Origin of the sequence: Leifsonia sp. Root227 (assembly GCF_001428745.1) — a bacterium.
GTDB lineage: Bacteria > Actinomycetota > Actinomycetes > Actinomycetales > Microbacteriaceae > Leifsonia.
The window spans coordinates 822681-845485 of record NZ_LMIO01000002.1 but is presented as its reverse complement, the minus strand read 5'-3'; the positions used below and the strand labels follow the sequence as shown (position 1 = coordinate 845485).

Here is a 22805-nt window from a genome sequence, read left to right as displayed (position 1 = left end):
TTGTCCGGCGATGCTTGCGCATCCCGTGCCGGACCGTGGATGCTGTCCACGACGAGAGGATGCACGAGTGCCACACACAGAACCAGCAGCAGACCCATCGCGTCGCACGCTGCTCGTCGGCGGAACGGGCATCGTCCTGGGCTCGGTGATCCCGCTGATCACGCAGGCGCTCTTCCTCGTGCAGCTCCCCGGCACCTCCTGGCTCTACGTGTTCGAAGACACGCCCCTGCCCGGCACCCTGTCCGCCGTGATCCTGATCGCCGCGCTCGTCGTCCTGGCGGTGGGCATCGGCGGCGAGCCGGGCATCGCGGGTCCGTCCGTCGCAGGCAGGGCTGCGCTGATCGTGTTCGGTGTCGCGAGCATCGCCACGTCCGGGTACTCGACCATGGCGGCGATGACGCCGGAGGCTGGGCCCGTCCTCGCGATGCTGGTCGCCGTGGTGAACCTGTCGCTCACGGCACTGTGGGTGGCGTCGCTGATCGTCGCCGCCGTCTTCGTCGCCCGCGCCGGCGTCGTGCACGGCGTCGCGCGCTGGGGGCTGCTCGTACTGGCCGCGATGACCGTGCTGGACCTGCTGGCCTCGCGCATCCCGTCGGACGTCGCTATCGGGGTCTGGATCTGGGGTTTCGTGGCACTCAGGGCTGTGCAGCTCCTGATCGGCGTGCTGTACGTCGTGCAGGCGCTGACAGCGGCGCCAGCTCGCGAGGCGCCGGTCGCGACCGGATACGCGCGCTAGCCTGGACGGAGCATCGAGCGAAGGAGCGGCATGACGGACCCGGGGAGGCGCGACGTCTTCCGGATTCGCGGGTTCCCCGCATACTGGGCGTCGTACACCGTCTCCGGCTTCGGCAGCTACGTCACCGTTCTCGCGCTGCAGGTGCTCGTCCTGGCGCAGCTTCACGGCACGGCGGTGGACGTCGGCCTGCTGAACGCCGCCCGCTGGCTCCCCTACCTGCTGTTCGGTCTCGTCGTCGGAGCGCTGGTCGACCGTCGACGGCGGCGACCGCTGCTGATCGGCAGCGACCTGGGCAGGGCTGCCGTGCTGCTCGCGATCCCGGCGCTGTTCATCGCCGATGCACTGAACATCCCTGTGCTGCTCGTCATCGTGGCCGTCGTCGGCGTGCTCTCGCTGATCGGGGATGCGGCGGCGCAGTCGCTCGTCCCGCGCATCGTGCCTCGCTCGGCGCTCGTGGCAGCGCACGCGCGCACGGACCAGAGCGACGCCGTCGCGCAGACCTCTGGTCCGGTGGTCGCCGGCGCCATCGTCTCCATCGTCGGCGCCGCGTTCGCGCTCGTGGTCGATGCCGCCTCGTATCTGTTCTCCGCCATCGCGATCTGGCGCGTCAACGTCGACGAGGCGCGCGCACCGGTCGCTCAACGCGTCGGCCTGCGGAGGGAGATCGCCGACGGGCTCCGCTGGGTGTACCGCCACCGGATGCTCGCGCCGATGGCGATCGGATCGCACGCCTGGTTCTTCTTCAACAGCATCCTCGGCACGGTGTTCACGTCGTTCGCGCTCCTCGGGCTGCACCTGTCCGCGTTCCAGCTCGGCGTCGCACTCGCGGGAGCCGGTGTCGCCGCGCTGCTCGGAAGCTCGGTGTCGCTCCGCGTCGGGCGTCGATGGGGCGCTGGTGTCGCGGTGATCGCCAGCAACCTGATCATGGTCGTCGGCTGGACCGTGATCGCACTCGCCCCCGGCACGCTCACCACGTGGGCCGTGGTCGTCGTCCTCGCCGTCGGACAAGGCTTCTACGGCCTCGGACTCGGTCTCAGCAACGCGAACGAGATGGGCTACCGCCAGGCCGTCACTCCGGATGCGCTGCAGGGCCGCACGAACACCACGATGCGGTCGGCGAACCGCGCGATGATCGTGGTCGGCGCACCGCTCGGCGGCCTGCTCGCCACCTGGCTCGGCTACCGCCCTGCACTGTGGGTCGGCGTTGCCGGGTTCCTCGTCGCGACGGCATTCCTCGCGCTGTCGCCGTTCCGCACCGCGCGTCATGAAGCGGACGAAGCGGCGGCCTGACGGCGCGCTGGTTGTATCCTTGCTGCGATCGCCGACCAGGAAGAGGACCACCGATGACCGCCCCCTCCCACTGGATCGAACACCGCCGCGGAGACGGAGAGCTGCTCGGCTGGATGGAGCAGGACGGCGACGGTTTCGTCGCCATCGACCTGCTCGGCCGACGCGTCACCGAGGTGGTCGACTGGCTGGACGCCGAGGAGCACCTGGATGCCCTGGGCATCGGCTACCTCGCCGACCGCTTCGAGCTGCGGCTGGACGACGGCCGCTGGCTGCTCGTGCGCATCACCGAGGTGTCGACGGAGGCGATCCGTGTCAAGAAGGACGACTGGGGCGACATGGGCGCCACGCTGATCGAGTACACGGTCCCGTTCCCGCTGCCGGACGGGCTGCGTCCCCTTGCCGCGCACCGGGCTGTGTCGTTCCCCGACGGGTACATCACGGACGGCTCCGCCACGGACGGCGAGGTGAAGCCGACCTGAGATCGAGCCTGCCGGCCACGCGCTGTCCCCTCTCGGCGCTGGCCGGTCGCCCTTGCGTCCTGTGACGTTCCCGCCTACCGTTCGATGCGACCACCGCGATCACCACGACAGGATCACCATGCCGACAGACCCAGCCGACGACCTCACCGCCGACGAGAAGCGCGAGGACCAGTTGACAACGGCCCCGAAGTCAACGGAGGCCGACGCGAAGCCGCGCATCACGGTGGAGGAGACGGAGCCTGGGGTGGCCCGCATCGACATCAGGGACGACGCGAACGCGCGTCCGGGGAAGCCAGACTCGGAACGGGGCTGACGCGCTGCTGGCCTGGCCGGTCTCGCGACAGGCGTAGGCTCGAAAGCCCGTCAGAAAGGCCTCCAGCATGACCATCAGCACCCTCGACCAGAAGACCGCCCTGATCGTCGTCGACCTGCAGAACGCGATCCGCGCATACCCTGTCGCGCATCCCACTGCCGAGGTCTTCGCGAACGCGGGTGCGCTCGCCGACGCCTTCCGCGCCCACGGTCTTCCCGTCGTGCTGGTCAACGTCGCCGGCGGCGCGCCAGGCCGCACCGAGACGCAGCGCCGCGCGACAGGCGAGCGTCCGGCCGACGCGATGGAGTTCGTCGCCGAGCTGCACAGGGCCGAGAGCGACCACGTCGTCACCAAGAACACCTGGGGCGCGTTCACCGGCACCGACCTGGATGCGTACCTGAAGGCCGAGGGCGTCACCCAGGTCGTGGTCGCCGGCATCGCGACGAGCGCCGGTGTCGAGTCGACCGCGCGCCACGCGCACGAGAACGGCTACAACGTCGCCCTCGCCACCGACGCGATGTCCGATGGCAAGGCCGAGGTCCACGACTTCGTGGTGAGCAACGTCTTCCCGCGCATCGGAGAGTCCGGCACGACGGCCGAGATCATCGCCCTGCTGGCGGCCACCCGCGTGTGACCGGCGCCGTGCGCTGACCGCGGCCCGCTGTTGCGCTGCGCAAGGGGCTTGCCGATCGGCCGTTTCGGTGTTGCATGGCCCGCATGACAGACGCACGCGACGACCAGAGCGAACCCGGCTTCGACCAGACCAACGGCCTGGTCGACGGACTCGACGGAGACGACGACGGGGCCATCGAGCAGACGCCCGAGTCGAACATCATCGGCGACGTGATCGCCGACCTCGACCCCGACCGCCGAACGGACGACGGCGCAGAACGCGACGACGCAGACGGCGACGGCACGGACGGCCAGACCTCGTACAGCGAAGAAGGCAAGCCCTAGCCCATCCTGGTCGGCGGAGATGACGAGCAGCCCGGACACGGGCCGAACGCAGAGCACCTGGACCAGACTCGGCCGGGTGCCGTGGTGGCCAATGCTCGCGTTCGCCTCGCCCGTGCTGCCGACGTTCGTGTTCCTCGACTGGCTCGTGACCGCGCTGCTTCTTCCCGACGACGGATCCCTGCTGGTGCGCAGCCTCATGGCCATCGCGATCGCCGCTGCGGTCGTCGCCCTGATCGTGATCTCGATCCGCCTGTGGGCGCCCGTGACCTGGGTCGACATTGCGGGCGGCCGCATCAGGAGCGGCCGCCACGTCGCCGCATTCCACGACATCGTGGAATGCCGGCTGCTGGTCAGCGCATCCCTCGGGCGCCGCACGCTGAGCCTGATGCTCGGCGACGGACACGGGATGCGGGCGGGCGTCCTCCTGCGCGACGCCAGGGATCGCCCTCTGACCGCGAAGGACGCCTCAGCACTCGGGGCCGCGGTGCTCGGATCGAACATCGCCATGCCGGTCTCCCGCGAGGACCCGAAGGGCAGGTTCGCCCGCTACAACTTCCCCGATCACGTGACGAAAGAGGAGGCAGCGCAGCTCGTGGCCGCCCCGCCGTCGTTCGGTGACCCGCTCCCGATTCCGCCACGCGTTTGACGGGCTCACCCGCGACGCGCTGCCCGCATCCACCCGTGCCCCCGGCGCTCACTTCCCCGATGCGCCTGCCAGCCCAGGCTCGTACCGCGTGTAGCCCTCCCGCAATTTGATCGCCGTCGGTGACAGCCGCTCCACGTCCTCCCAGCGCACCAGGAACGCCCCGCGGTGCCGCCAGCGCAGGAATCGCGCGATCAGCCACGGCGACCGCTCGTCGTTGCGCTCGTAGCCGAGGAAGGACGACCCGGAGTGGCCGCTGACGACGAAGCCGTCGAGCCGCGCATCCGCAAGCAGCTGCCCCGGGGCGCCGTCCACCACGAACCGTGCGTCGATCACGCGGCCTAGTCGCTCCCCGTCCGCGGAGAACACCGGCGTCTGCAGCAGGTCACTCAGGATCATGGCGGCCTCCAGGGATTCGGGCGACGATGTGGTCGCGAACCCAGCGCTCCACCCAGGTCGCGTCGAGCTGCTCCCCCGGCACACCGAGCGACACCACCACGTCCACTTTCGCCACGTCCGACCAGGGGATGCGGTGCAGCCGCGACCGCGGAGGCCGCCCGCCGAACATCCTGGTCCACAGGGCGGACCCGCTCACCAGGGCCGTGATCACTGGGGCAGGCGTGCCCGGTTCGATCGGCTGGTCGTACGGAACGTCGGTCAGCTCCAAGTCGTCGACGGCGACCACCGGCACGTCGTCCCTGTCGAGGATCTGCCTGTCGAGCAGGTGCAGCTCCGCGTCGATCACCTGCCCGGCGTAGGCCGGCGGTGGCCCGAGTTCGTCTGTCATGCGCCCATTCCCGTCACGATCATCAAGGGGATGGCGGCGATGGATGCGACCAGGATGATGCCGAGGTAGAGCATCGCGAACGCATTGGTCACCTTTCCGTTCACCATCGTCCCCATGTACTGCTTGTCGTTGGCGACCACAAGGATCGGCAGGTACGTCAGTGGAAGGGCGATGGCCGAGAACACAACCGAGAATTCGGTGACCGCCACCGGATCCACCCCTGTCGCCAACACGCCGATGCCGATCAGCAGCGCAACGATCATCGTGATGTGGAACCGCGCCGCCTGCGCCGGCCTGCGAAACTTGCCCCACGACCAGCCGAAGAACTGCGCCAGCGTGTACCCGCTGGAGAGCGTCGTCTCCAAAGCCGCGCCGAATGTTGCGGCGACCATGCCGACGATCACGAACGCGAGGGCGAGCTTGCCTCCCGCCTCCGCCACCGGCAGCGCCACCTGGGCGAGCGAGGTCACGTCGATCCCGCGCGGCAGCAGCACGATGGTGGCGCACGCGGCGATGGCGAGCGACAGCACCCCGCCGAGCGGGAAACCGACCAGCACGTTGATGCGCGACTGGGCGATGTCCTTCTTCTTCCATTTCTCCTCGACGGCGCCGCTGGAGAAGAAGAACACCTCGTACGGGGTCATCGCCGCACCGAACAGGGCGATCGCGTAGTACCAGTACGTCGCGCCGTGCTCACTGGCAGGGACGTGCGGGACGATGGCCTGCCCGGCCAACACGGCCCAGTTCGGGTGCAGGAGGAACACCGCGACCGCGAACACGATGAGGGTCAGCCCGAGCAGCCCCGTCACGTTCTCCAGGAGCGAGAACTTCGCCCGCCACACCACGAGCCAGACCGCGAACGCCGCCACCGGGATCCACAGGGTCGGCTCGATGCTGCTGGCCAGCTGCAGCGACAGCGCGATGCCGCCGACCTCGGCCGTCAGCGTCAGCAGGTTGATCAAGAACGACGCGGTGAGGTTGGCCAGACCGGTCCGGGGTCCGAGACGTTCCCGGATGATCTCGAATGTGGCTCGCCCGCTCACAGCGGCGACTCGCCCGGACATCTGCGCGAACAGGCAGATGCCGACGACTCCGACGACCACCACCCACGCCAGCGACATGCCGAACCGGGAGCCGACGACGGCGTTGGTCACGAGATCCCCGATGTCGAGGAAGCCCCCGATGGCGGTGAGCACTCCGAGCATCACCCCGAGCAGCCGCTTCACTTCGCCTTCTCCGCCCGCTCGAGCCGGTCGGCGAGTCGTGTGAGCGCCGTCGCGGCGGTGCGGACGGCGGGGACGGCGGACCCGGCGTCGTCGGCCACGGCTCGTTGAGCGGCGAGCACCGCATCCGTCGCCGCACGGATCGCTCGGAGGGCGCTCTTCTGCTGCGCCGTCTCGGCGGCACTGGACGGCGCGACCTCCGCGGCCGATTGCTCGGCAGCCCCGAGCTCCGTGAGCGAGTCCCCCAACGCTGTCTGCGTTGTGGTCAGGAAGCTTCGGTCATCCCGCTGCTGCGTGAGGGCCAGTTGCGCCGATTCTGCGGCCGAGCGGGCGTCCGTGGTGGCCTGCCGCAGCGACGACGTGGCGCTCGCACAGCCCGTGAAAGCGGCGATCACGATCGCGGCGGCCACGATGCATGCGGTCACGTTCCTGCTCTTCACGCCCCGCACAGTATCCCCCTGCGGGTTCCCTGGGTAGGGGCTGAGTGTCACGCGTCGTGCCGCGGGTCACCGAACAGCGGGTCCAGGAACTCCCCCAGCGCGACAGCCAGCGCCTCTGGCCGCTCCTCCGCCATGTGGTGCCCGGAGTCGATCGGGCCGCCGCTGACGTCGTCCGCCCAGTCGCGCCAGATCGCGAGCGGGTCGCCGAACAGCTCCTCCAGGTCGTCGCGGCCCGACCAGAGCACCAGCAGCGGCTGCTCGATCCGCCGGCCGGCGCGGCGGTCCTCCTTCTCGTGCGCCACGTCGACAGTGAGCCCGGCCCTGTAGTCCTCCAGCATCGCCAGCACCACGCTGCTGGTGCGCATCGCGCGCCGCCACTCGTCGTGGTTCTCCTGCCCCATCCGCTGGGGATCGCCGTGGTACCAGGCGTCCGGATCGGCCAGGATCACCCGCTCAGGGATGCCCGGCTGGGCGAAGAAGAACCAGTGCCACCACGCCGTGGCGAACTCCGGGGTGATGCGCTCCAGGTGCTCCACGATCGGGATGCAGTCGAGTAGCGCCAACCTGGGCACCCGTTCCGGATGGTCGAGGGCGAGCCGGAACGCCACATAGCTGCCCCTGTCGTGCCCGACCAGCGCGAATCTGTCGCGGCCGAGAGCATCCATCGTCGCCAGGATGCGCTCCGCCGTCGCCCGCTTGGAGTGGCGGGCGTGATCCGGCTGCGGGGCGGGGGCTGTGGATGCACCGTAGCCCGGCAGATCGGGGACCACCACCGTGAACCCCCGCTCGAGCAGAGAAGGGGCCACGCTGTGCCAGGTCGACCCCGTGCGCGGGTGCCCGTGCAGGAGGACGACGGCCGGGCCGTCACCGGCGTGCCGAACGTGGACGACGCTGTCCCCGACGTCGATGTCGTCGGTCTGGAACCCGGCGAACATCCCGGTCAGAGCTGATCGTCGTCGAGCGGCTCCGCAGCGATGTCGTCTGTGCCTGCGCCGTCGTCCGGCGCGCCAGGCGCGGCGTCGTGCCCTGGCTCGACGACGCCGTCCGCGTCGTACGGCTCGCGGCCGTCGAGCAGTTTGCCTTCCTCCGTCTCCGGGTCCGTGTCGTCCTGCGCGGTGTCAGGCGCCTCCGCAGAGGCGGTCTCGTGTGCTCTCTCTACTGCGTCGCTCATCGTCGTGCTCCTGTTCCTGTGTCCCGCTGGCGGTCGATGCCGCCCAGCAGGTCCTTCAGCGCCTTCTCGATGGTCGGGTGGTCGTACTGCCCCGCTCTGCTTTCGCCGGAGATCACCGCGCAGCGGTGCAATTTCCGGAAGTCGCCGTACGGGAACGAGTACCGCCCCTTGGTGCCCTCCGTCTTCGACGTGTCCTCACCGAGATGCCACTTCGCGAACTCGGCCATGCCGTGCTTGTCGATGAACGCGTTCTCGTCGTCCGCAGACGGCGCGTGCTCGCTCCAGTCGTCGCGCTCGTCCGCGACCACGTCGCCGCTGTGCAGCAGGCCGCGCGCGTGCGCGAGGGCATCCTTGTTGAGCTGAACGGTCACTAGCTCCCCTCTCTCTTCCGGCCGCTGTGCCGGCCGTTCTGTTCGTGTCGGGCGCGGGATGCGGTCACCGGCGTCGAGGACGGCGGCCGTGCGGTCTCGCACGGCCGCCGCCACACCGGGCTTGCGGTCTCTTCGTCCGCCCCTGTCGGATCGACCCGCCATCCGGTTCGCCGCTCACCGTGGCCCTCCGCGGCTCGCTCGTCAATCCCCTGGCGCTTCCGACCTTTGCGCGTCGTCTGCCGCTGCGTCCTGCACTCCGGCCGATGCGTTCGCGGCGTCCCACCACTCCAGAACGCGCGTGGCGTGGAAAGTCAGCCACGGCGACGGCTCCCCCGGCGGCACATCGACCTCGAACCAGACCCGTCCAGGGTGGCGGTACTCCTGCAGCCACCTGCCGTCCGCCGTTCGGGATGCCCGGATCAACTCCACCGCCTCTGCCAACCGTGGATCGGGGGCAGCGTCGTCGTGCAGCGCCGCCGCCCTCGCGTAGTCGGCGGCGTTCAGCACGCTGTACTGCCAGCGGAACGGGTAGCCGAATCGCGTCGCCCACGGCGCAACCACCTCGCCCGTCGACCGGCGATGCAGGAGGTGGCGCTCCAGCAGATACTCCTCGCCTGCATGCCTCGCCGCCCGCAGCGCGTCGCTGCCACCGGTCGCGCCCTCGAAGAAGAGCAGCCCTTTCAGGCTGTTGAGCGTGGAGTGGAACGACGATCTGGTCGACCCATCCACCCATTCGCAGTTCCACCCTCCGTCCGCCATTCTGTGCTCGACGAACCACTGCGCGAGCCCGGACACGTCCGCGCCGAGCCACGCGCCGTTCGCGAGGGTGAAGCCGTTGATGCAGCAGTCGACCTCGCCGCCCCAGTACGGCAGATCCTCGTACTCCCACCGGCTGTTGGCGGCGAGCTTCTCCGCGGTGCCCGCAAGGACGGCGGCGTCGACGCCCCACTCGCGCAGAGCGTTGAGACTCCAGGTGGTGGCGGTGTACGGCTGGCCGCCGTCGTCGCGCGGGTCCGGATGGTCGAACTCCATGTCGCCAGGGAAGTACGCCCCGCCCGCCCACTGCCCGTCCGCATCCTGTTCTGCCAGCAGTCGGGCGCCGAAACCCTCCGTGGCGACGCGTGCCCTGGTGACGGCCCACACCTCAGGGGGCGCGCCGAGCAGGTCGCGCTCGACCTGCCAGCGCAGCGCGGGATCGGAGTCGAGCAGCCAATCGAGAACGGCGGTGTCTGTCATGCGACGCAAACTACACCTGGGCTCATGCGACGCAAGCGAAGCCGCCTGGCGTCCCGGTCGGCAGCGCGCGGCTCACTCCTCCTCGTCGAGGTCCTCGTCGTCGTCGAAGCCGAGGTCGGCGTCCTCCCCGTCGTCGAGCGCGACGTCGACGTCGACGCCGTCATCGTCGTCTTGGTCGAGGTCATCGTCCTCCTCGTCGAGGTCCTCATCGCCTTCGGCGTTCGCGACCTCCTCGATCCAGTCGACGTCCTCATCGGTCAGGTAGCTGCCGGGAGGAACGTCGTCCGCCTCGTCCTCCGCTCCGACGATCTCGACCGAGCCTCCCGCCTCCACGATCGACGCGACGATGCCGTCCGGGATCGCATCACCGTTGTTCGCGATGAGCCACTGCTGCTCGAAGCCCGACAGATCGCTCCACCACTCCTCGATACCCATGCCCGCAGTCTGCCACCGTCGCCCAGGATGCGCCGCCCCCAGTTTCCGGAGCACGCTGGGTGCACCCCGCACGCCGTCCTCGCGGGCCGCTCAGCCCGGAGTACTGCGGACCAGCCGCGCTACTGCGGACCTGCCCCGAGCATCCGCTCCACCAGTATGCGCACGTGCCGTTGCTCCGGCGCTCCGAGCGTCGAGGTGTACGGCGCCAGCTCCCTCCTGAGCTGCGCCGTGAGCTGCGCACCGAGTTCCTGCCCGCGCGCCGTGAGCCGCACCTCCACCGCCCTGCGGTCGCTGACGGACGGCGTCCGCTCGACCAGCCCGCGCTTCTCCGCGCGGTCCACCAGGCCGGACAGCGTGGACTTCTCGAGCCCGAGATAGTCGGCGATCGCCGTGATCCTCAGCTGGCGGTCGCGCAGGATGCCGAGCACCCGCAGCTGGGTCAGCGACAGGTCGTTCTCCGCGGCGATCCTGCTGAGAACGCCCATCGCCCGGTAGGAGAACTGCACCAGAGCGTCGATCAGGGCGTCATCGTCCGCCTCGCGGTGCGCATCGTCGGCCATGAGCAGACCCTCCTTGACATAGTTGGCGTTACGAACTAATAATACTTCGTGTTACCAACCATATCGTGGAGGTCCCCGTGAAGGCTGCAGTCGTCTCGTCGTTCGATTCCGCCCCGGCGTTCGCCGAGGTGCCCGCCCCGCGCGCATCCGGCGATGACGCGCTGGTGGTCGACGTCCTCGCTGCAGGGCTCCACCCTCGGGTGCGCTCCCAGGCGGACGGCAGCCACTACACCAGCACGGACGAGCTCCCACTGATCCCCGGCATCGACGGCGTCGGGAGAGACGCCTCCGGCGCGCTCCGGTACTTCATCCTCCCGGACACCACGCTCGGCTCGATGGCGCAGCAGACCGTGATCGACCGCCGCCGCAGCATCCTGTTGCCGGACGACGCAGACCCGATCCTGGTGGCCGCCGCGATGAACCCCGCGATGTCGTCGTGGCTGGCTCTCCGCAGCCGGATTCGGTTGGAACGCGGGCAGGGCGTCTTGATCCTCGGCGCCACGGGCAGCGCAGGAAGCCTGGCGGTGCAGGTGGCCGGACTCCTCGGCGCCGACGCGATCGTGGCCGCCGGACGCGACGACGCGAAACTCTCCGCCGTTGCGCCCCTCGGCGCGACAGCCACCGTCTCCATCGCCGGTGACCCTGCCGCGATCGCGGACGCCGTCGGGCAGGCGGCGGCCGACGTGGACGTGGTGCTCGACTACCTCTGGGGCGAGCCGGCCGCAGCAGCCATCACCGGCCTCGTCACCGCCCGCGGGGACAGCTCGCGCCCCCTCACGTGGATCGAGATCGGCTCCGTCGCCGGCCGCACGGCCCCCATCCCGTCCGCGGCTCTCCGCGCCGCCGACCTCCGCATCGTCGGCAGCGGACAGGGCTCTGTCCCGACGCGCGACATCCTGGACGCACTGCCTGCGCTGGCCGACACCATCGCCTCCGGCGCGTTCCAGCTGGATGCGGTCGCCGTCCCCCTCGCCGACGTCGCCACCGCCTGGGCGGACACGTCCACCACCAGCCGCATCGCGCTCACACCCTGACCGGGCAGCCACGCGCAGGCAGACCGCAGCTCACCCTCCGGCGATCCCCGCGCCATCCCGCAGCTGGTACACCCAGGCATTCACACGGATCGGGTGCCCTTTCGGGTATTCGAATCCTTCCTCTCCCGCGCAGACGAAGCCGACCGCCCTGCAGAGCGCGTTCGACGCCGCGTTGTCGACGCGTGGAAACGCCAGGACGGCCCGGCGGTCCCCGTGCGTCGCTGCGTCGCCCAGGCACGCCGCCAGTGCCAGGGATGCGATCCCTCGCCCCTGATAGCCGGTCGCGATACCCCAGCCGGCTTCGTACACAGGCTCGCCGTGCCAGACGGTCTCCCAGTACCCCACCGAACCGACGGGTTCCGCCGCATCGTCCACCCGGATCGTGAACATCCGCGCCTCGCCGTTCTGCCAGTAGCGCAGGTAGCGTTTGTGCCGGTCGAGCACCTTTTCCTCTGGCTCTGGGCCGCCGAGGAAGGCCGTCATCTCTGCCGTGTTCGCCCGGCGCAGGACGGGGAGGTCGTCCTCAGACCAGCGATGGATGCTCACCCCGCCGCGCGACGCGATCCGCTCCCCAGGCCGCGTCGCCGTGTCGACGTTCACCCGAGCCTGACGTCGGCCGCCGCGACCACCTCGGCCGTGCGGCCGGGCGCGCGATGGTTGCCCCAGTACAGGTTCGTGTGGGCGACGACGAGATCCGGCGTCGGCGCTCCCCACTCACTGAGGTCTTCCGTGGTGTGCGCGTCGCCGATAAGGGACACGTCGTAGCCGCGGGTCAGCCCGCCGTGGATGGTCGACCGGATGCACTCGTCGGTCTGCGAGCCCGTCACCACGATCCGTCCGACGCCGGCCGAGGCGAGCACCTCTTCCAGCGCGGTCTCCTCGAAGGCGTCCGCATAGTGCTTCGGCACCAGTGCCTCGTCGTCGGCTCGGCTCAACTCCGGGACGTACTGCCAGGCGTCGCTGCCGTACTCGATGTTGTCGTCCGAGTGCTGGATCCAGACCACAGGCACTCCTTCGTTCCTCGCCCTGTCGACGAGCGAACGGATCGTGCCGACCACCTCGTCTCGGCGGTACGCGCCGTCGATGACGCCGTTCTGCACGTCGATCACCAGCAGCGCAGACGCATCGCGCCCCTCCAGCGTTGACATGTGTTCCCCTTCTCCTGCTGTTCTGTCCTGCATCTTGCCCTGCGTTTTGCCCTGCTTGACGACGGAGACCGCTCCCCGACACCCGCCGTCACCCCAATGTCGGCGTGCGCCGGGACTCGTGCCCGATCGGCACCACGAGCACCGACCGCAGCTGCGCCCGCGTGAGCTGCACAGCCACCGACCCGGACAGCCACTCCTCCACCGCGTGGCCGAAACCGGCCTGGTGCGTCCCCACCACGACAATGGCCGCATCCTGCTCGTCCGCGAGCCTGGCGAGCGCCTTCGCCGGGTCGCCGGCCAGCATCCGCAGCACCCAGCCGCCACGCAACGCGCGCGCACCGCCCGCGACCGCGTCGGACACGGACGACGCGCCCGACGACGCGTCCGCCAGCGCCGCCGTGATCGCGGCGGCGAGGTCGACCGCCAGCCGCTCGTCCTCCGGGGCGACAGCCTCCGGATGCAGCGATGCCTCCCGGCGCAGGTCGGCGCGCTCCCACTCGGTGAGATAGCTGTCCGGCGTCACGTACGCGCACACCATCGGCCTGTCGAGCAGCGCCGCCAATGCGGCGGCCTCCTGGACGACGGCGACCGGCTGGCCGGGATACACCCCCACCACCACGGGACCGGAGGCCGACGACAGGCTCATGCTCGATTCAGCCCTGCGGGGGCGCTCCGGCGATGTTCACCAGCCAGGAGACGCCGAACTTGTCCACGGCCATCCCGAAGCTGTCACCCCACGGCGCCTTCGACAGCGGCTCGACCACCGTGCCGCCCTCGATCAGCTTGGCGAAGTATCCGGACAGCTCCTCCTCGTCGTCGCCGCTCAGCGAGACCGAGATGTTCGAGCCTTCGGCCAGGTCCATGTGCTTCGGCACGTCGGCCACCATCAGCGTGAAGCCGGACGGCGTCGTCAGCTGCGAGTGCATGATGAGGTCTTTCTCCTCCGGGTCTGTGCTGACCTGGAACTCGGCGAAGGTGCTCCGCTGCACGTCCCCTCCGAAGACCGACTGATAGAAGTCCATCGCCTCGCGCGCCGAGGTGCGGAAGTTGAGGTAGGGGTTGAGTGTCGAAGCCATCGGCCTCTCCTTAATGTCGGTTCCCCCGGCCGTTCGTCGGGCCGGTACGGGTTCAGCGTAGCGATGGCCACCGACCTTGCACGAGTGCAGAGTTTCCGCGGAATTACGTGCATTTCCGGGCGTTCTCCGTGCCGCGTCGTCACCGGCGATACGCACCGACGATCAGCTCGCCCCTGATCTCCCCCAGCCGCTCCAGGATGCGGTCCACCAGCACAGCGCTGACCCCACCGGCCGTCAGATCCCACGGCCCGATCGGCTGCAGTTTGCCGCACCGGATGCGCACCACCTCCCAGCCGGCCGCCCGCAGCAGTCTGTCCTTCTTCCTGTCCGTCGCCTCCCTGCGACCCACGTGCTCGAGCCCGTGCCTGCCCGTCGTGTCGTACTCGATCGCGATCCTGAGCTCGGGGATCACGATGTCCGGCCAGACCTCCAGGTGCGAGAAGAACGGCCGGGCGACCCGCACAGCGTTGTTGCCGAGATCGACGTCGAGCCGTTCGGCGATCCGCTGCTTGAGTGCCGGCTCCGCAGCGGACGCCGGAGTCGGCGCCCACCTGCTCACGAACGCGTCCCCGACCGCGACAGCGTCCGCCCCCGCCGCCGCGTGCCGGCAGACAGGGCAGCGGCGGCCGCTCAGGATGCGCTCGATGCTCGCCTCATAGACCGGGTGCCCCCTGTCGCACTGCCAGGAGTGCGTCCGCGCCGTGCCGTTCTCCGCCGACACCGCCACCCGCGATCCCGGCGCTGCCAGCGTCACCAGCTCCTCACGGGTGAGTCGCTCTCCATCGAGCCTGCGGCACAGAAAGCAGCGGTCGTCACCTGGGTCGTGCTCGATCCTGCGGGGGTCGCGTGCGTGGCCGCAGACGTGCATCCCGTCGTCCTGCTGCGGCATCCGGATGCGGCGCGGCGCCGCACCCTCCGCGCAGGCAGGGCACCACGCCGACCTCCGTCGCGTTCCGCCAGGACGCGAGCGCTGTTCCTCCGGGGTCGCGACGAAGCGGTGCCCCGCGTCGCACTCCCAGAGCAGGTAGACCTCGGCGGCGGGCGGCACCTGGCTGAGCACGATGCCGTGGTTGAGGTCGGGGTGGTACTGCCGGATCAGCATGGGGTAGCGCTCCCAGTCCGTGCGATATCGCCCGATCGGGTACGGCGTCTCCTCGCCCTTCGACCACTGGCGGCGCGCCCACCACTGTTCGACGCTCTCCGCCACCACTCCGCTCCGTTCGTCCGTCAGCCGGCGACCGCCGGCCGGCCCCGTCTGCGGTCAGCGTACGCGGCACCACCGTCAGAGCAGATAGGGGATGATCGCTTTTCGCTCCGGCGGATAGTCGTCGAACGTCTCCAGGTACCAGCGGTGGTTCGCCATCGCCCGCGGTGCGAGGTTCGCGATCGTGTACAGCGCGAACGCCAGCCCGGCGAGCGACCAGGTCGCGATCGCCCAGCCGGTCCACTCCACCATCTCGCCCAGGTAGTTCGGGCTGGACACCCAGCGGTATCCGCCACCGCGCGGGATGCTGTACCCGCCGGATCGCGCACCCCGCAGTCTGCGCAGGATGCGGTCGGAACCGAGGTTGAGCGAGAACCCGGCGATGAACACGACCACGCCGATCCAGAACCGAGGGTCGGCGAGCCAGCTGTTCGCGTACTGGCCGTACTGCGAGATCCACCGCGCATTCACCCACGCGTTGAGCAGGTTGAACAGGATCGCCATCCCCACGACGGACACGGGCATCCTGGACCCGGTGCGCATCAGGAACGGGTAGACGAAGGCACGCTGCACGTAGTGGAGCTGCCACAGCGCGAGGAACAGCAGAGGCACCAGCTCGAACCGGTGGTCGCCGAGCAGGTAGAACAGCAGGAAGACGATGGATGCTGGACTCTCCATCACGACCCAGCCGACCCGCGCGGGCACGGTCGGCCCCCATCCGGAGCGGCCGTGCCGTCCGTACGGCGCTACCACGAAGCACAGAGCGACGAAGGTGACCACCGCGAGGGCGATCTCGGCATACACGAACCAGCGATACGGACCGTCGGGCATGCGGGGAGCCTAGCGCGTGCTTTGCGCTATGTGGGTGGGCTCGCATCGAACCGACGATCGCGTCGTGTGGGCCCTGCCGGGATCGAACCGACGACATCCACGGTGTAAACGTGGCGCTCTACCAGCTGAGCTAAAGGCCCTTCAGCCCGTCAGCCTAGCCGACGTGCAGCGGGAGCAGCTCCAGCGCCGCCTTGTACGCCTCGATCGAGCGCGCCTCGCCGGGGGCAGTGATGAACGACGCCCGGATGATGCCGGACTCGTCGATCACGAACGTCGCCCGGTTGGCGAAGCCCTTCTCCTGCAGGAACACGCCGTACTCCTTGGAGATCTCGCCGTGCGGCCAGAAGTCGGCGAGGAGGGTGAAGTCGTATCCCTCCTGCTCCGCCCACGCGCGCAGCGTGTACTTGGAGTCGACGGAGATGCCGATCAGCTCGACAGCGTGGTCCTTGAACAGATTGAGGTTGTCGCGCAGCGCGCACAGCTCGCCCGTGCAGGTGCCGGAAAAGGCGAGCGGGAAGAAGACCAGCGCCACCGCCTTCGTGCCGCGGAAGTCGCTGAGCCTCACCGTCTGGCCGTACTGGTCGACGAGTTCGAAGTCGGGTGCCTGGGTGTCGTTCTCCAGAGCCATGGTGTTTCCTTTCGACGCTCGCGGATCGGAATGCCGCGCACGCACGAGCACACAGCTTAGACCCGCTTGCCGTGGAGTCAAATGGAGCGGTCAACGGGAGCCGCGGAGTGAGGCTAGGCTGGCAGATGGTGCCATCGCCCTTGTTGTGACCCGACAGCGATCAGCTCCGTCTACCATCTATCCGACACAAGAAAGAGGTCGAGGGTGACTGTAAACGACCAGGACCCGTACTCGGTGAATCACATCGATTCGGACCCGGAGGAGACCGCCGAATGGCAGGAATCCCTCGACGCACTGGTTGCGGCCCATGGCCACGAGCGCGCTCGTGAGATCATGCTGAGCCTGCTCAAGCGCTCCAAAGAACTGCAGCTCGGTGTTCCGATGGTTCCGACCACGGACTACATCAACACCATCTCCCCGGAGAACGAGCCGGACTTCCCCGGCGACGAGGAGGTCGAGCGCCGCTACCGCGCCTGGATCCGCTGGAACGCGGCGGTCATGGTGCACCGCGCGCAGCGCCCAGGCATCGCCGTCGGCGGCCACCTCTCGAGCTACGCCTCCAGCGCGACGCTCTACGAGATCGGCTTCAACCACTTCTTCCGCGGTCAGGACCACCCTGGCGGAGGAGACCAGATCTTCTTCCAGGGCCACGCCTCCCCCGGCCCGTACGCCCGCGCCTTCCTCGAGGGCCGCCTGAGCGCCGACCAGCTCGACGGCTTCCGCCAGGAGAAGTCGCACGCGGGCGGCGGCCTGTCGTCGTACCCGCACCCGCGCCTCATGCCGGAGTTCTGGCAGTTCCCGACCGTGTCGATGGGCCTCGGCCCGATCAACGCGATCTACCAGGCGCAGCTCAACAAGTACCTCACCAACCGCGGCATCAAGGATGCGAGCGACCAGCACGTCTGGGCGTTCCTCGGCGACGGCGAGATGGACGAGGTCGAGAGCCGCGGCCAGCTCCAGGTGGCAGCGAACGAGAAGCTCGACAACCTGACCTTCGTGGTCAATGCCAACCTGCAGCGCCTCGACGGCCCTGTGCGCGGCAACGGCAAGATCATCCAGGAGCTCGAGAGCTACTTCCGCGGAGCCGGCTGGAACGTCATCAAGGTGATCTGGGGCCGCGAGTGGGACGACCTGCTCGCCCGCGACTCGGACGGCGCCCTGGTCAACCTGATGAACCAGACCCCGGACGGCGACTACCAGACGTACAAGACGGAGAACGGCGCATACGTGCGCGAGAACTTCTTCGGCCGCGACCCGCGCACCCTGGAACTCGTCAAGGACTACACGGACGACCAGGTCTGGGGCCTCAAGCGCGGCGGCCACGACTACCGCAAGGTGTACGCGGCGTTCAAGGCTGCCACCGAGCACAAGGGCCAGCCCACCGTCATCATCGCGAAGACCATCAAGGGCTACGGCCTCGGTCCGAGCTTCGAGGGCCGCAACGCGACCCACCAGATGAAGAAGATGACGCTCGACAACCTGAAGACGTTCCGCGACGCCATGCGCATCCCGGTGTCGGATGCGCAGCTCGAGGAGAACCCGTACCTTCCGCCGTACTACAACCCCGGCCCAGAGGACGAGGCGATCCAGTACCTGCACGACCGTCGCCGCGCGCTCGGCGGCTACGTGCCGGAGCGGCGCAGCAAGTACACGCAGCTCAACCTCCCCGACGACTCGGCGTACGCCATCTCGAAGAAGGGCTCCGGCACGCAGGAGATCGCCACCACGATGGCGTTCGTGCGTCTGCTGAAAGACCTGCTGCGCGCGAAGGACTTCGGTCACCGCATCGTCCCGATCATCCCGGACGAGGCGCGCACCTTCGGCATGGACGCGTTCTTCCCGAACGCGAAGATCTACAACCCGAACGGCCAGCACTACACCTCGGTCGACCGTGAGCTGCTCCTTGCGTACAAGGAGAGCCCGCAGGGCCAGATCATCCACGTCGGCATCAACGAGGCGGGCGCTCTCGCGGCGTTCACCAACGTCGGAACGTCGTACGCCACCCAGGGCGAGCCCCTCATCCCGGTGTACGTGTTCTACTCGATGTTCGGCTTCCAGCGCACCGGAGACGCGATCTGGGCCGCAGGAGACCAGATGGCCCGCGGCTTCATGATCGGTGCCACCGCCGGCCGAACCACGCTGACCGGCGAGGGTCTGCAGCACGCCGACGGCCACTCGCTCGTCCTCGCGAACACCAACCCGGCCGTCGTCTCGTACGACCCGGCGTACGGCTACGAGATCGGCCACATCGTCCGCAGCGGTCTGGAGCGGATGTACGGCGGCAACCACCCGGACCCGAACGTCATGTACTACCTCACGGTGTACAACGAGCCGATCGTCCACCCTGCAGAGCCGGAGGGCGTCGACGTCGACGGCATCGTGCGCGGCATCCACCGCCTGAGCGTGTCGGACGTGTCCGGCCCGAAGGCGCAGCTGCTCGCATCCGGTGTCTCCGTTCCGTGGGCGCTCGAGGCGCAGCACCTGCTCGCGCAGGACTGGGGCGTGTCGGCCGATGTCTGGTCCGTCACCTCGTGGTCGGAGCTGCGCCGCGACGGCCTCGCGGCGGAGGAGCACAACTTCCTCTACCCGCAGCAGGAGAAGCAGGTGCCGTACGTCACCCGCAAGCTGCAGGATGCGGACGGCCCGTTCGTCGCTGTGACCGACTTCATGCACGCGGTTCCCGACCAGATCCGGCAGTTCGTGCCCGGTGAGTTCGCGACGCTCGGTGCGGACGGCTTCGGCTTCTCCGACACGAGGCCCGCTGCGCGCCGGTTCTTCAAGATCGACGGTCCGTCGATGGTCGTCCGCACCCTCGAGCTGCTTGCCGCTCGCGGGCAGGTCGACCCGAACGCTCCGGCGTGGGCGATCGAGAAGTACCTGCTGCACGACGTGAACGCGGGGACCACCGGCAGCGCCGGCGGCGAGAGCTGACGTCGGCTCCCGTGCCCAACACGCCAGATCCTGCGCAGAAGAAGTCAGCTCCTGTGCCGAAGAAGGCCGCGGAGAGGTCGAAGGCAGACACCCTCCTGTGGCTGCGCAAGATCTCCGGCGAGCTCGCAACGGCCACGCTGAAGCGCCTCGAGGACACCCTGCCGTGGTACCGCGACATGCCTCCTGGCAGGCGGTCGGCGGTGGGCCTCGTGGCGCAGGCGGGCATCTCGTCGTTCATCTCGTGGTTCGACGATCCGCGGTCGACGCCGTGGATCGCGGCCGACGTCTTCGGGGCGGCTCCTCGTGAGCTGCTCCGGAGCGTCAGCCTGCAGCAGACCCTGCAGCTCATCAAGGTGACCGTCGAGGTCGTCGAGGACAGGGTCAAGAACGGCGGAGAAGCGCTCCGCGAGGCGATCCTGCTGTACTCCCGCGAGATCGCGTTCGGAGCGGCGGACGTGTACGCGCGCGCCGCGGAGGCCCGCGGTCTCTGGGACGCACGACTCGAAGCGCTCGTGGTGGACAGCATCCTGACCGGCGAGTACGACGACGAGCTGCCGAGCAGGATCGCGGCGCTGGGCTGGCACGGCCACGGCGAGGTCTCCGTGCTCGTCGGCACGGCGCCCAAGCTCCTCGACGTCGACCAGTTGCGCCGCACGGCGCGGCACATGTCGGCTGACGTGCTGATCGGGGTGCAGGGCAGCAGGCTGGTGCTCGTCATCGGACGGGCCTGGCCGAGCGCATCCACCCCGGACGACGCCATCGGCGCGACCCCTGTCGTCAGCTTCCTGGAGATCGCGACGCAGCTCGAGCCTGGATTCGGCGCCGGCCACCTGGTGCTCGGCCACGAGGTGCCGAGCCTGGTGGATGCGTCGAAGAGCGCCAAAGCAGCGCTGGCCGGATTTGCGGTCGCGCGCGCCTGGCGCAACTGCCCGCGCCCCGTGCACGCGGACGATCTGCTGCCGGAGCGCGCCCTCGCCGGCGACGGGCTGGCGCGCGCGACGCTGATCAACCGGATCTACCGTCCGCTCCAGGCGCACTCGACCGAGCTGCTGACCACGCTCTGGTGCTACCTCGACAACGGCCGGTCGCTGGAGGCGACGGCCCGCGAACTGTTCGTGCACCCGAACACCGTCCGGTACCGACTGAAGCGCGTCTCAGAGGTCATCGGCTGGGATGCGACGGGCGCCAGAGAGGCGCTCATCCTGCAGGCTGCGCTGATCGTCGGCTCCATCAACGAGCCGGACGGCCCACGCCGCCCCTGAGATCCTTGTCACTCCGGAACAAAGGTTTCCGGGATACTTGGTATCCGTTCAACACATCCGCACCGCGGAAGATTGGCAGACTGGAACCCGTGATCGTCATCGTGTGCCCTGGGCAGGGCTCCCAAACCCCTGGCTTCCTCGACCCCTGGCTCACCGAGCCGCGGTTCCGCCACCAGCTCACCGGCATCTCCGACGCCGTCGGCATCGACCTCGTCGCGCACGGCACCGTGAGCGACGCGGACACGATCCGCGACACGGCCGTCGCCCAGCCCCTCATCGTCTCGGCCGGGCTCCTCACGCTCTCCGCCCTGTTCGCGGACGGACGCCGCGACCGCATCGGCGGCATCGCTGGGCACTCGGTCGGCGAGCTGACAGCAGCGGCGGGCGCAGGCGTCCTCAGCGAGACGGACGCCGTCGCGTTCGTGCGCGAGCGTGGGGCCGCCATGGCAGCCGCAGCGGCCGAGACCGCCACCGGAATGAGCGCGGTCATCGGCGCAGACGAGACGGAGCTGCTGGCGAAGCTGGACGAGCTCGGCCTCTCCCCCGCCAACTACAACGGCGGCGGCCAGATCGTCGTCGCGGGGGCAGTGGATGCACTCGCCGCGCTCTCCGAGAACCCGTCGGCCCGCGCCAGGGTCATCCCGCTGCAGGTCGCCGGAGCGTTCCACACCCGCTACATGGCGCCGGCCGTCCCCGCGCTGGAGGCGTTCGCGTCCACGCTGGCGACGAACGACCCGACGCTTCCGCTGTGGACCAACAAGGACGGCTCGCGCGTCGCCTCAGGAGCCGAGTTCCTGAGGCTCCTGGTCGGCCAGGTGTCCTCCCCCGTGCGCTGGGACCTCTGCATGGAGGCGTTCCAGGCCGCCGGGGTCACCGGTATCGTCGAGGTGGCCCCCGCCGGCGCTCTCGTCGGCCTCGCCAAGCGCGGTCTGAAGGGCATCCCGAGCGTCGCGGTCAAGACGCCGGACGACCTGCCCGCCGCGTTCGACCTCATCGACCAGGCCGCCTAGGAGGACGCAGATGACCCACCCGACGCTCCAGCAGGCCCACGGCCCGCAGTACACGCGCATCCTGTCCATCGGTGCGGCACGCGGCGACGTCGTCGTGCCGAACGACGAACTCGTCGGCCCGATCAACTCGTCGGACGAGTGGATCAGGCAGCGCACCGGCATCGTGACGCGGACGAGGGCCAGCCACGACGTGCTCACCGTCGACCTCGCCACCGAGGCCTCGAAGGAGGCGATCGCCGCCTCCGGCGTCGACCCAGCGCTGATCGACCTCGTGATCGTCGCCACCATCAGCAACGCACGGCAGACGCCGTCGCTCTCCGCCGTGCTCGCCGACCGCGTCGGCGCCAACCCTGCCGCCGCGTACGACATGAACGCCGCGTGCGCCGGATACGCGTACGCCGTCGCCCAGGCGGATGCGCTCATCCGCACGGGGGTCGCGCACTACGCGCTCGTCGTCGGCGCCGAGAAGCTGTCCGACGTCGTCGACCCGACCGACCGCACCATCTCGTTCCTCCTCGGCGACGGCGCAGGCGCTGTCGTCATCGGCCCGAGCGAGTTCCCCGGCATCTCCAAGACCATCTGGGGCTCCGACGGCTCGAAGGCGGACGCCGTCGGAATGGACGGCACCCTCGTGGAGTTCCGCGACGGAGAGAAGCCGTGGCCGACGCTCCGCCAGGAGGGCCAGACGGTCTTCCGCTGGGCGGTCTGGGAGATGGCGAAGGTTGCCAAGCAGGCACTGGATGCGGCGGGCGTCACCCCCGACCAGCTCGCGGCGTTCATCCCCCACCAGGCCAACATGCGCATCGTCGACGAGTTCGCCAAGCAGCTGAAACTGCCGGAGACCGTCGCCATCGCGCGTGACATCGAGACGACCGGGAACACCTCGGCGGCCTCCATCCCGTTGGCGACCCACCGGCTGCTGCAGGAGCATCCTGAGCTGTCCGGCGGGCTTGCGCTGCAGATCGGCTTCGGCGCAGGACTCGTGTTCGGCGCACAGGTCGTCGTGCTGCCCTAAACTGTTCAACGGTCAAAACGACACC

The 22805-nt window shown here is 69.3% G+C and carries 29 protein-coding genes and 1 tRNA gene; 12 read left to right on the top strand and 18 right to left on the bottom strand.

Translation table 11 applies throughout. From position 1 onward, the window contains the following. Positions 1-67 precede the first annotated feature (67 nt). The 7 genes from ASE16_RS08955 (at position 68) to ASE16_RS08925 (ending at position 4421) form a co-directional block, all read left to right on the top strand. Complete coding sequence (locus ASE16_RS08955; RefSeq protein ID WP_055893833.1) at positions 68-736, top strand: hypothetical protein; 669 nt, start codon at positions 68-70, stop codon at positions 734-736. Between the two features lie 30 nt (positions 737-766). Further along, positions 767-2026 (top strand): MFS transporter, encoded by a 1260-nt coding sequence (locus ASE16_RS08950; protein ID WP_055893831.1) that lies wholly within the window; start codon positions 767-769, stop codon positions 2024-2026. Between the two features lie 53 nt (positions 2027-2079). Beyond that, complete coding sequence (locus ASE16_RS08945; protein ID WP_235500428.1) at positions 2080-2505, top strand: hypothetical protein; 426 nt, start codon at positions 2080-2082, stop codon at positions 2503-2505. A 118-nt stretch (positions 2506-2623) separates the two neighbouring features. Then, on the top strand, positions 2624-2818 hold the full coding sequence (locus tag ASE16_RS08940) for a hypothetical protein (protein ID WP_055893829.1): 195 nt from the start codon (positions 2624-2626) through the stop codon (positions 2816-2818). A 67-nt stretch (positions 2819-2885) separates the two neighbouring features. Further along, positions 2886-3452, top strand: a complete 567-nt coding sequence (locus ASE16_RS08935; RefSeq protein WP_055893826.1) for an isochorismatase family protein — start codon at positions 2886-2888, stop codon at positions 3450-3452. An 83-nt stretch (positions 3453-3535) separates the two neighbouring features. Next, on the top strand, positions 3536-3775 hold the full coding sequence (locus tag ASE16_RS08930) for a hypothetical protein (RefSeq protein ID WP_082581368.1): 240 nt from the start codon (positions 3536-3538) through the stop codon (positions 3773-3775). Between the two features lie 19 nt (positions 3776-3794). After that, positions 3795-4421, top strand: a complete 627-nt coding sequence (locus ASE16_RS08925) for a hypothetical protein (RefSeq protein ID WP_157480225.1) — start codon at positions 3795-3797, stop codon at positions 4419-4421. Positions 4422-4469: 48 nt separating this feature from the next. Here the strand turns inward: ASE16_RS08925 and ASE16_RS08920 are convergent, their stop codons facing one another. From ASE16_RS08920 to ASE16_RS08875, 10 genes are all read right to left on the bottom strand, one after another. After that, a complete protein-coding gene (locus ASE16_RS08920; RefSeq protein ID WP_055893820.1) occupies positions 4470-4817 on the bottom strand; it encodes a PRC-barrel domain-containing protein in 348 nt (115 codons plus the stop codon). Next, positions 4804-5205, bottom strand: coding sequence for a hypothetical protein (locus ASE16_RS08915; protein WP_055893818.1), 402 nt, complete (start codon positions 5203-5205; stop codon positions 4804-4806). Before ASE16_RS08915 ends, ASE16_RS08920 begins: the two co-directional genes overlap by 14 nt. Further along, the gene (locus tag ASE16_RS08910) at positions 5202-6431 is read right to left on the bottom strand and encodes an Nramp family divalent metal transporter (protein ID WP_055893816.1); all 1230 of its coding nucleotides are present in this window, start codon (positions 6429-6431) and stop codon (positions 5202-5204) included. The genes ASE16_RS08915 and ASE16_RS08910 overlap by 4 nt, the downstream gene beginning before the upstream one ends. Further along, positions 6428-6868: a hypothetical protein gene (locus ASE16_RS08905; RefSeq protein WP_055893815.1), complete on the bottom strand. Its 441-nt coding sequence runs from the start codon at positions 6866-6868 to the stop codon at positions 6428-6430. The genes ASE16_RS08910 and ASE16_RS08905 overlap by 4 nt, the downstream gene beginning before the upstream one ends. 47 nt (positions 6869-6915) lie before the next feature. After that, positions 6916-7803 carry an alpha/beta fold hydrolase gene (locus ASE16_RS08900; protein WP_055893814.1) on the bottom strand — a complete coding sequence of 296 codons (888 nt, stop codon included), beginning with the start codon at positions 7801-7803 and terminating at the stop codon, positions 6916-6918. A gap of 5 nt (positions 7804-7808) precedes the next feature. Then, positions 7809-8039, bottom strand: coding sequence for a hypothetical protein (locus ASE16_RS08895; protein WP_055893813.1), 231 nt, complete (start codon positions 8037-8039; stop codon positions 7809-7811). Beyond that, the gene (locus ASE16_RS08890) at positions 8036-8410 is read right to left on the bottom strand and encodes a hypothetical protein (RefSeq protein WP_055893812.1); all 375 of its coding nucleotides are present in this window, start codon (positions 8408-8410) and stop codon (positions 8036-8038) included. Before ASE16_RS08890 ends, ASE16_RS08895 begins: the two co-directional genes overlap by 4 nt. A 201-nt stretch (positions 8411-8611) precedes the next feature. Beyond that, complete coding sequence (locus ASE16_RS08885; protein ID WP_055893810.1) at positions 8612-9646, bottom strand: hypothetical protein; 1035 nt, start codon at positions 9644-9646, stop codon at positions 8612-8614. Positions 9647-9718: 72 nt separating this feature from the next. Continuing rightward, positions 9719-10081, bottom strand: coding sequence for a hypothetical protein (locus tag ASE16_RS19975; RefSeq protein ID WP_200949592.1), 363 nt, complete (start codon positions 10079-10081; stop codon positions 9719-9721). Between the two features lie 119 nt (positions 10082-10200). Further along, positions 10201-10641: a MarR family winged helix-turn-helix transcriptional regulator gene (locus ASE16_RS08875; RefSeq protein ID WP_055893803.1), complete on the bottom strand. Its 441-nt coding sequence runs from the start codon at positions 10639-10641 to the stop codon at positions 10201-10203. Positions 10642-10718: 77 nt separating this feature from the next. Here ASE16_RS08875 and ASE16_RS08870 point away from each other — a divergent pair, with 77 nt between their 5' ends. Further along, complete coding sequence (locus tag ASE16_RS08870; protein ID WP_055894469.1) at positions 10719-11675, top strand: quinone oxidoreductase family protein; 957 nt, start codon at positions 10719-10721, stop codon at positions 11673-11675. Positions 11676-11705: 30 nt separating this feature from the next. Here ASE16_RS08870 and ASE16_RS08865 read toward each other — a convergent pair whose 3' ends face one another. The 8 genes from ASE16_RS08865 to ASE16_RS08830 all read right to left on the bottom strand — a co-directional run bounded on the left by ASE16_RS08865 (position 11706) and on the right by ASE16_RS08830 (position 16562). Beyond that, the gene (locus ASE16_RS08865; protein ID WP_235500427.1) at positions 11706-12275 is read right to left on the bottom strand and encodes a GNAT family N-acetyltransferase; all 570 of its coding nucleotides are present in this window, start codon (positions 12273-12275) and stop codon (positions 11706-11708) included. Continuing rightward, complete coding sequence (locus tag ASE16_RS08860) at positions 12272-12823, bottom strand: isochorismatase family protein (protein ID WP_055893800.1); 552 nt, start codon at positions 12821-12823, stop codon at positions 12272-12274. Before ASE16_RS08860 ends, ASE16_RS08865 begins: the two co-directional genes overlap by 4 nt. A gap of 88 nt (positions 12824-12911) precedes the next feature. After that, a complete protein-coding gene (locus ASE16_RS08855; RefSeq protein ID WP_055893795.1) occupies positions 12912-13469 on the bottom strand; it encodes a universal stress protein in 558 nt (185 codons plus the stop codon). Between the two features lie 7 nt (positions 13470-13476). Further along, positions 13477-13899 (bottom strand): VOC family protein, encoded by a 423-nt coding sequence (locus tag ASE16_RS08850; protein WP_055893792.1) that lies wholly within the window; start codon positions 13897-13899, stop codon positions 13477-13479. A 139-nt stretch (positions 13900-14038) separates the two neighbouring features. Further along, positions 14039-15106 carry a zinc-ribbon domain-containing protein gene (locus ASE16_RS08845; RefSeq protein WP_055894464.1) on the bottom strand — a complete coding sequence of 356 codons (1068 nt, stop codon included), beginning with the start codon at positions 15104-15106 and terminating at the stop codon, positions 14039-14041. Positions 15107-15181: 75 nt separating this feature from the next. Continuing rightward, the gene (locus tag ASE16_RS08840; RefSeq protein ID WP_055893789.1) at positions 15182-15934 is read right to left on the bottom strand and encodes a DUF1295 domain-containing protein; all 753 of its coding nucleotides are present in this window, start codon (positions 15932-15934) and stop codon (positions 15182-15184) included. A gap of 67 nt (positions 15935-16001) precedes the next feature. Continuing rightward, positions 16002-16074, bottom strand: a tRNA-Val gene (locus ASE16_RS08835). 14 nt (positions 16075-16088) lie between these two features. After that, positions 16089-16562, bottom strand: coding sequence for a peroxiredoxin (locus ASE16_RS08830; protein ID WP_055893786.1), 474 nt, complete (start codon positions 16560-16562; stop codon positions 16089-16091). Positions 16563-16766: 204 nt separating this feature from the next. Between ASE16_RS08830 and aceE the strand changes: the two genes are divergently transcribed. From aceE to ASE16_RS08810, 4 genes are all read left to right on the top strand, one after another. Then, positions 16767-19493: a pyruvate dehydrogenase (acetyl-transferring), homodimeric type gene (gene aceE / locus ASE16_RS08825; RefSeq protein ID WP_055893781.1), complete on the top strand. Its 2727-nt coding sequence runs from the start codon at positions 16767-16769 to the stop codon at positions 19491-19493. A 53-nt stretch (positions 19494-19546) separates the two neighbouring features. Then, on the top strand, positions 19547-20755 hold the full coding sequence (locus tag ASE16_RS08820) for a PucR family transcriptional regulator (RefSeq protein ID WP_055893777.1): 1209 nt from the start codon (positions 19547-19549) through the stop codon (positions 20753-20755). Positions 20756-20844: 89 nt separating this feature from the next. Then, positions 20845-21765, top strand: a complete 921-nt coding sequence (locus tag ASE16_RS08815) for an ACP S-malonyltransferase (protein WP_055893773.1) — start codon at positions 20845-20847, stop codon at positions 21763-21765. A 10-nt stretch (positions 21766-21775) separates the two neighbouring features. Beyond that, complete coding sequence (locus ASE16_RS08810; protein WP_055893770.1) at positions 21776-22780, top strand: beta-ketoacyl-ACP synthase III; 1005 nt, start codon at positions 21776-21778, stop codon at positions 22778-22780. Positions 22781-22805 lie beyond the last annotated feature (25 nt).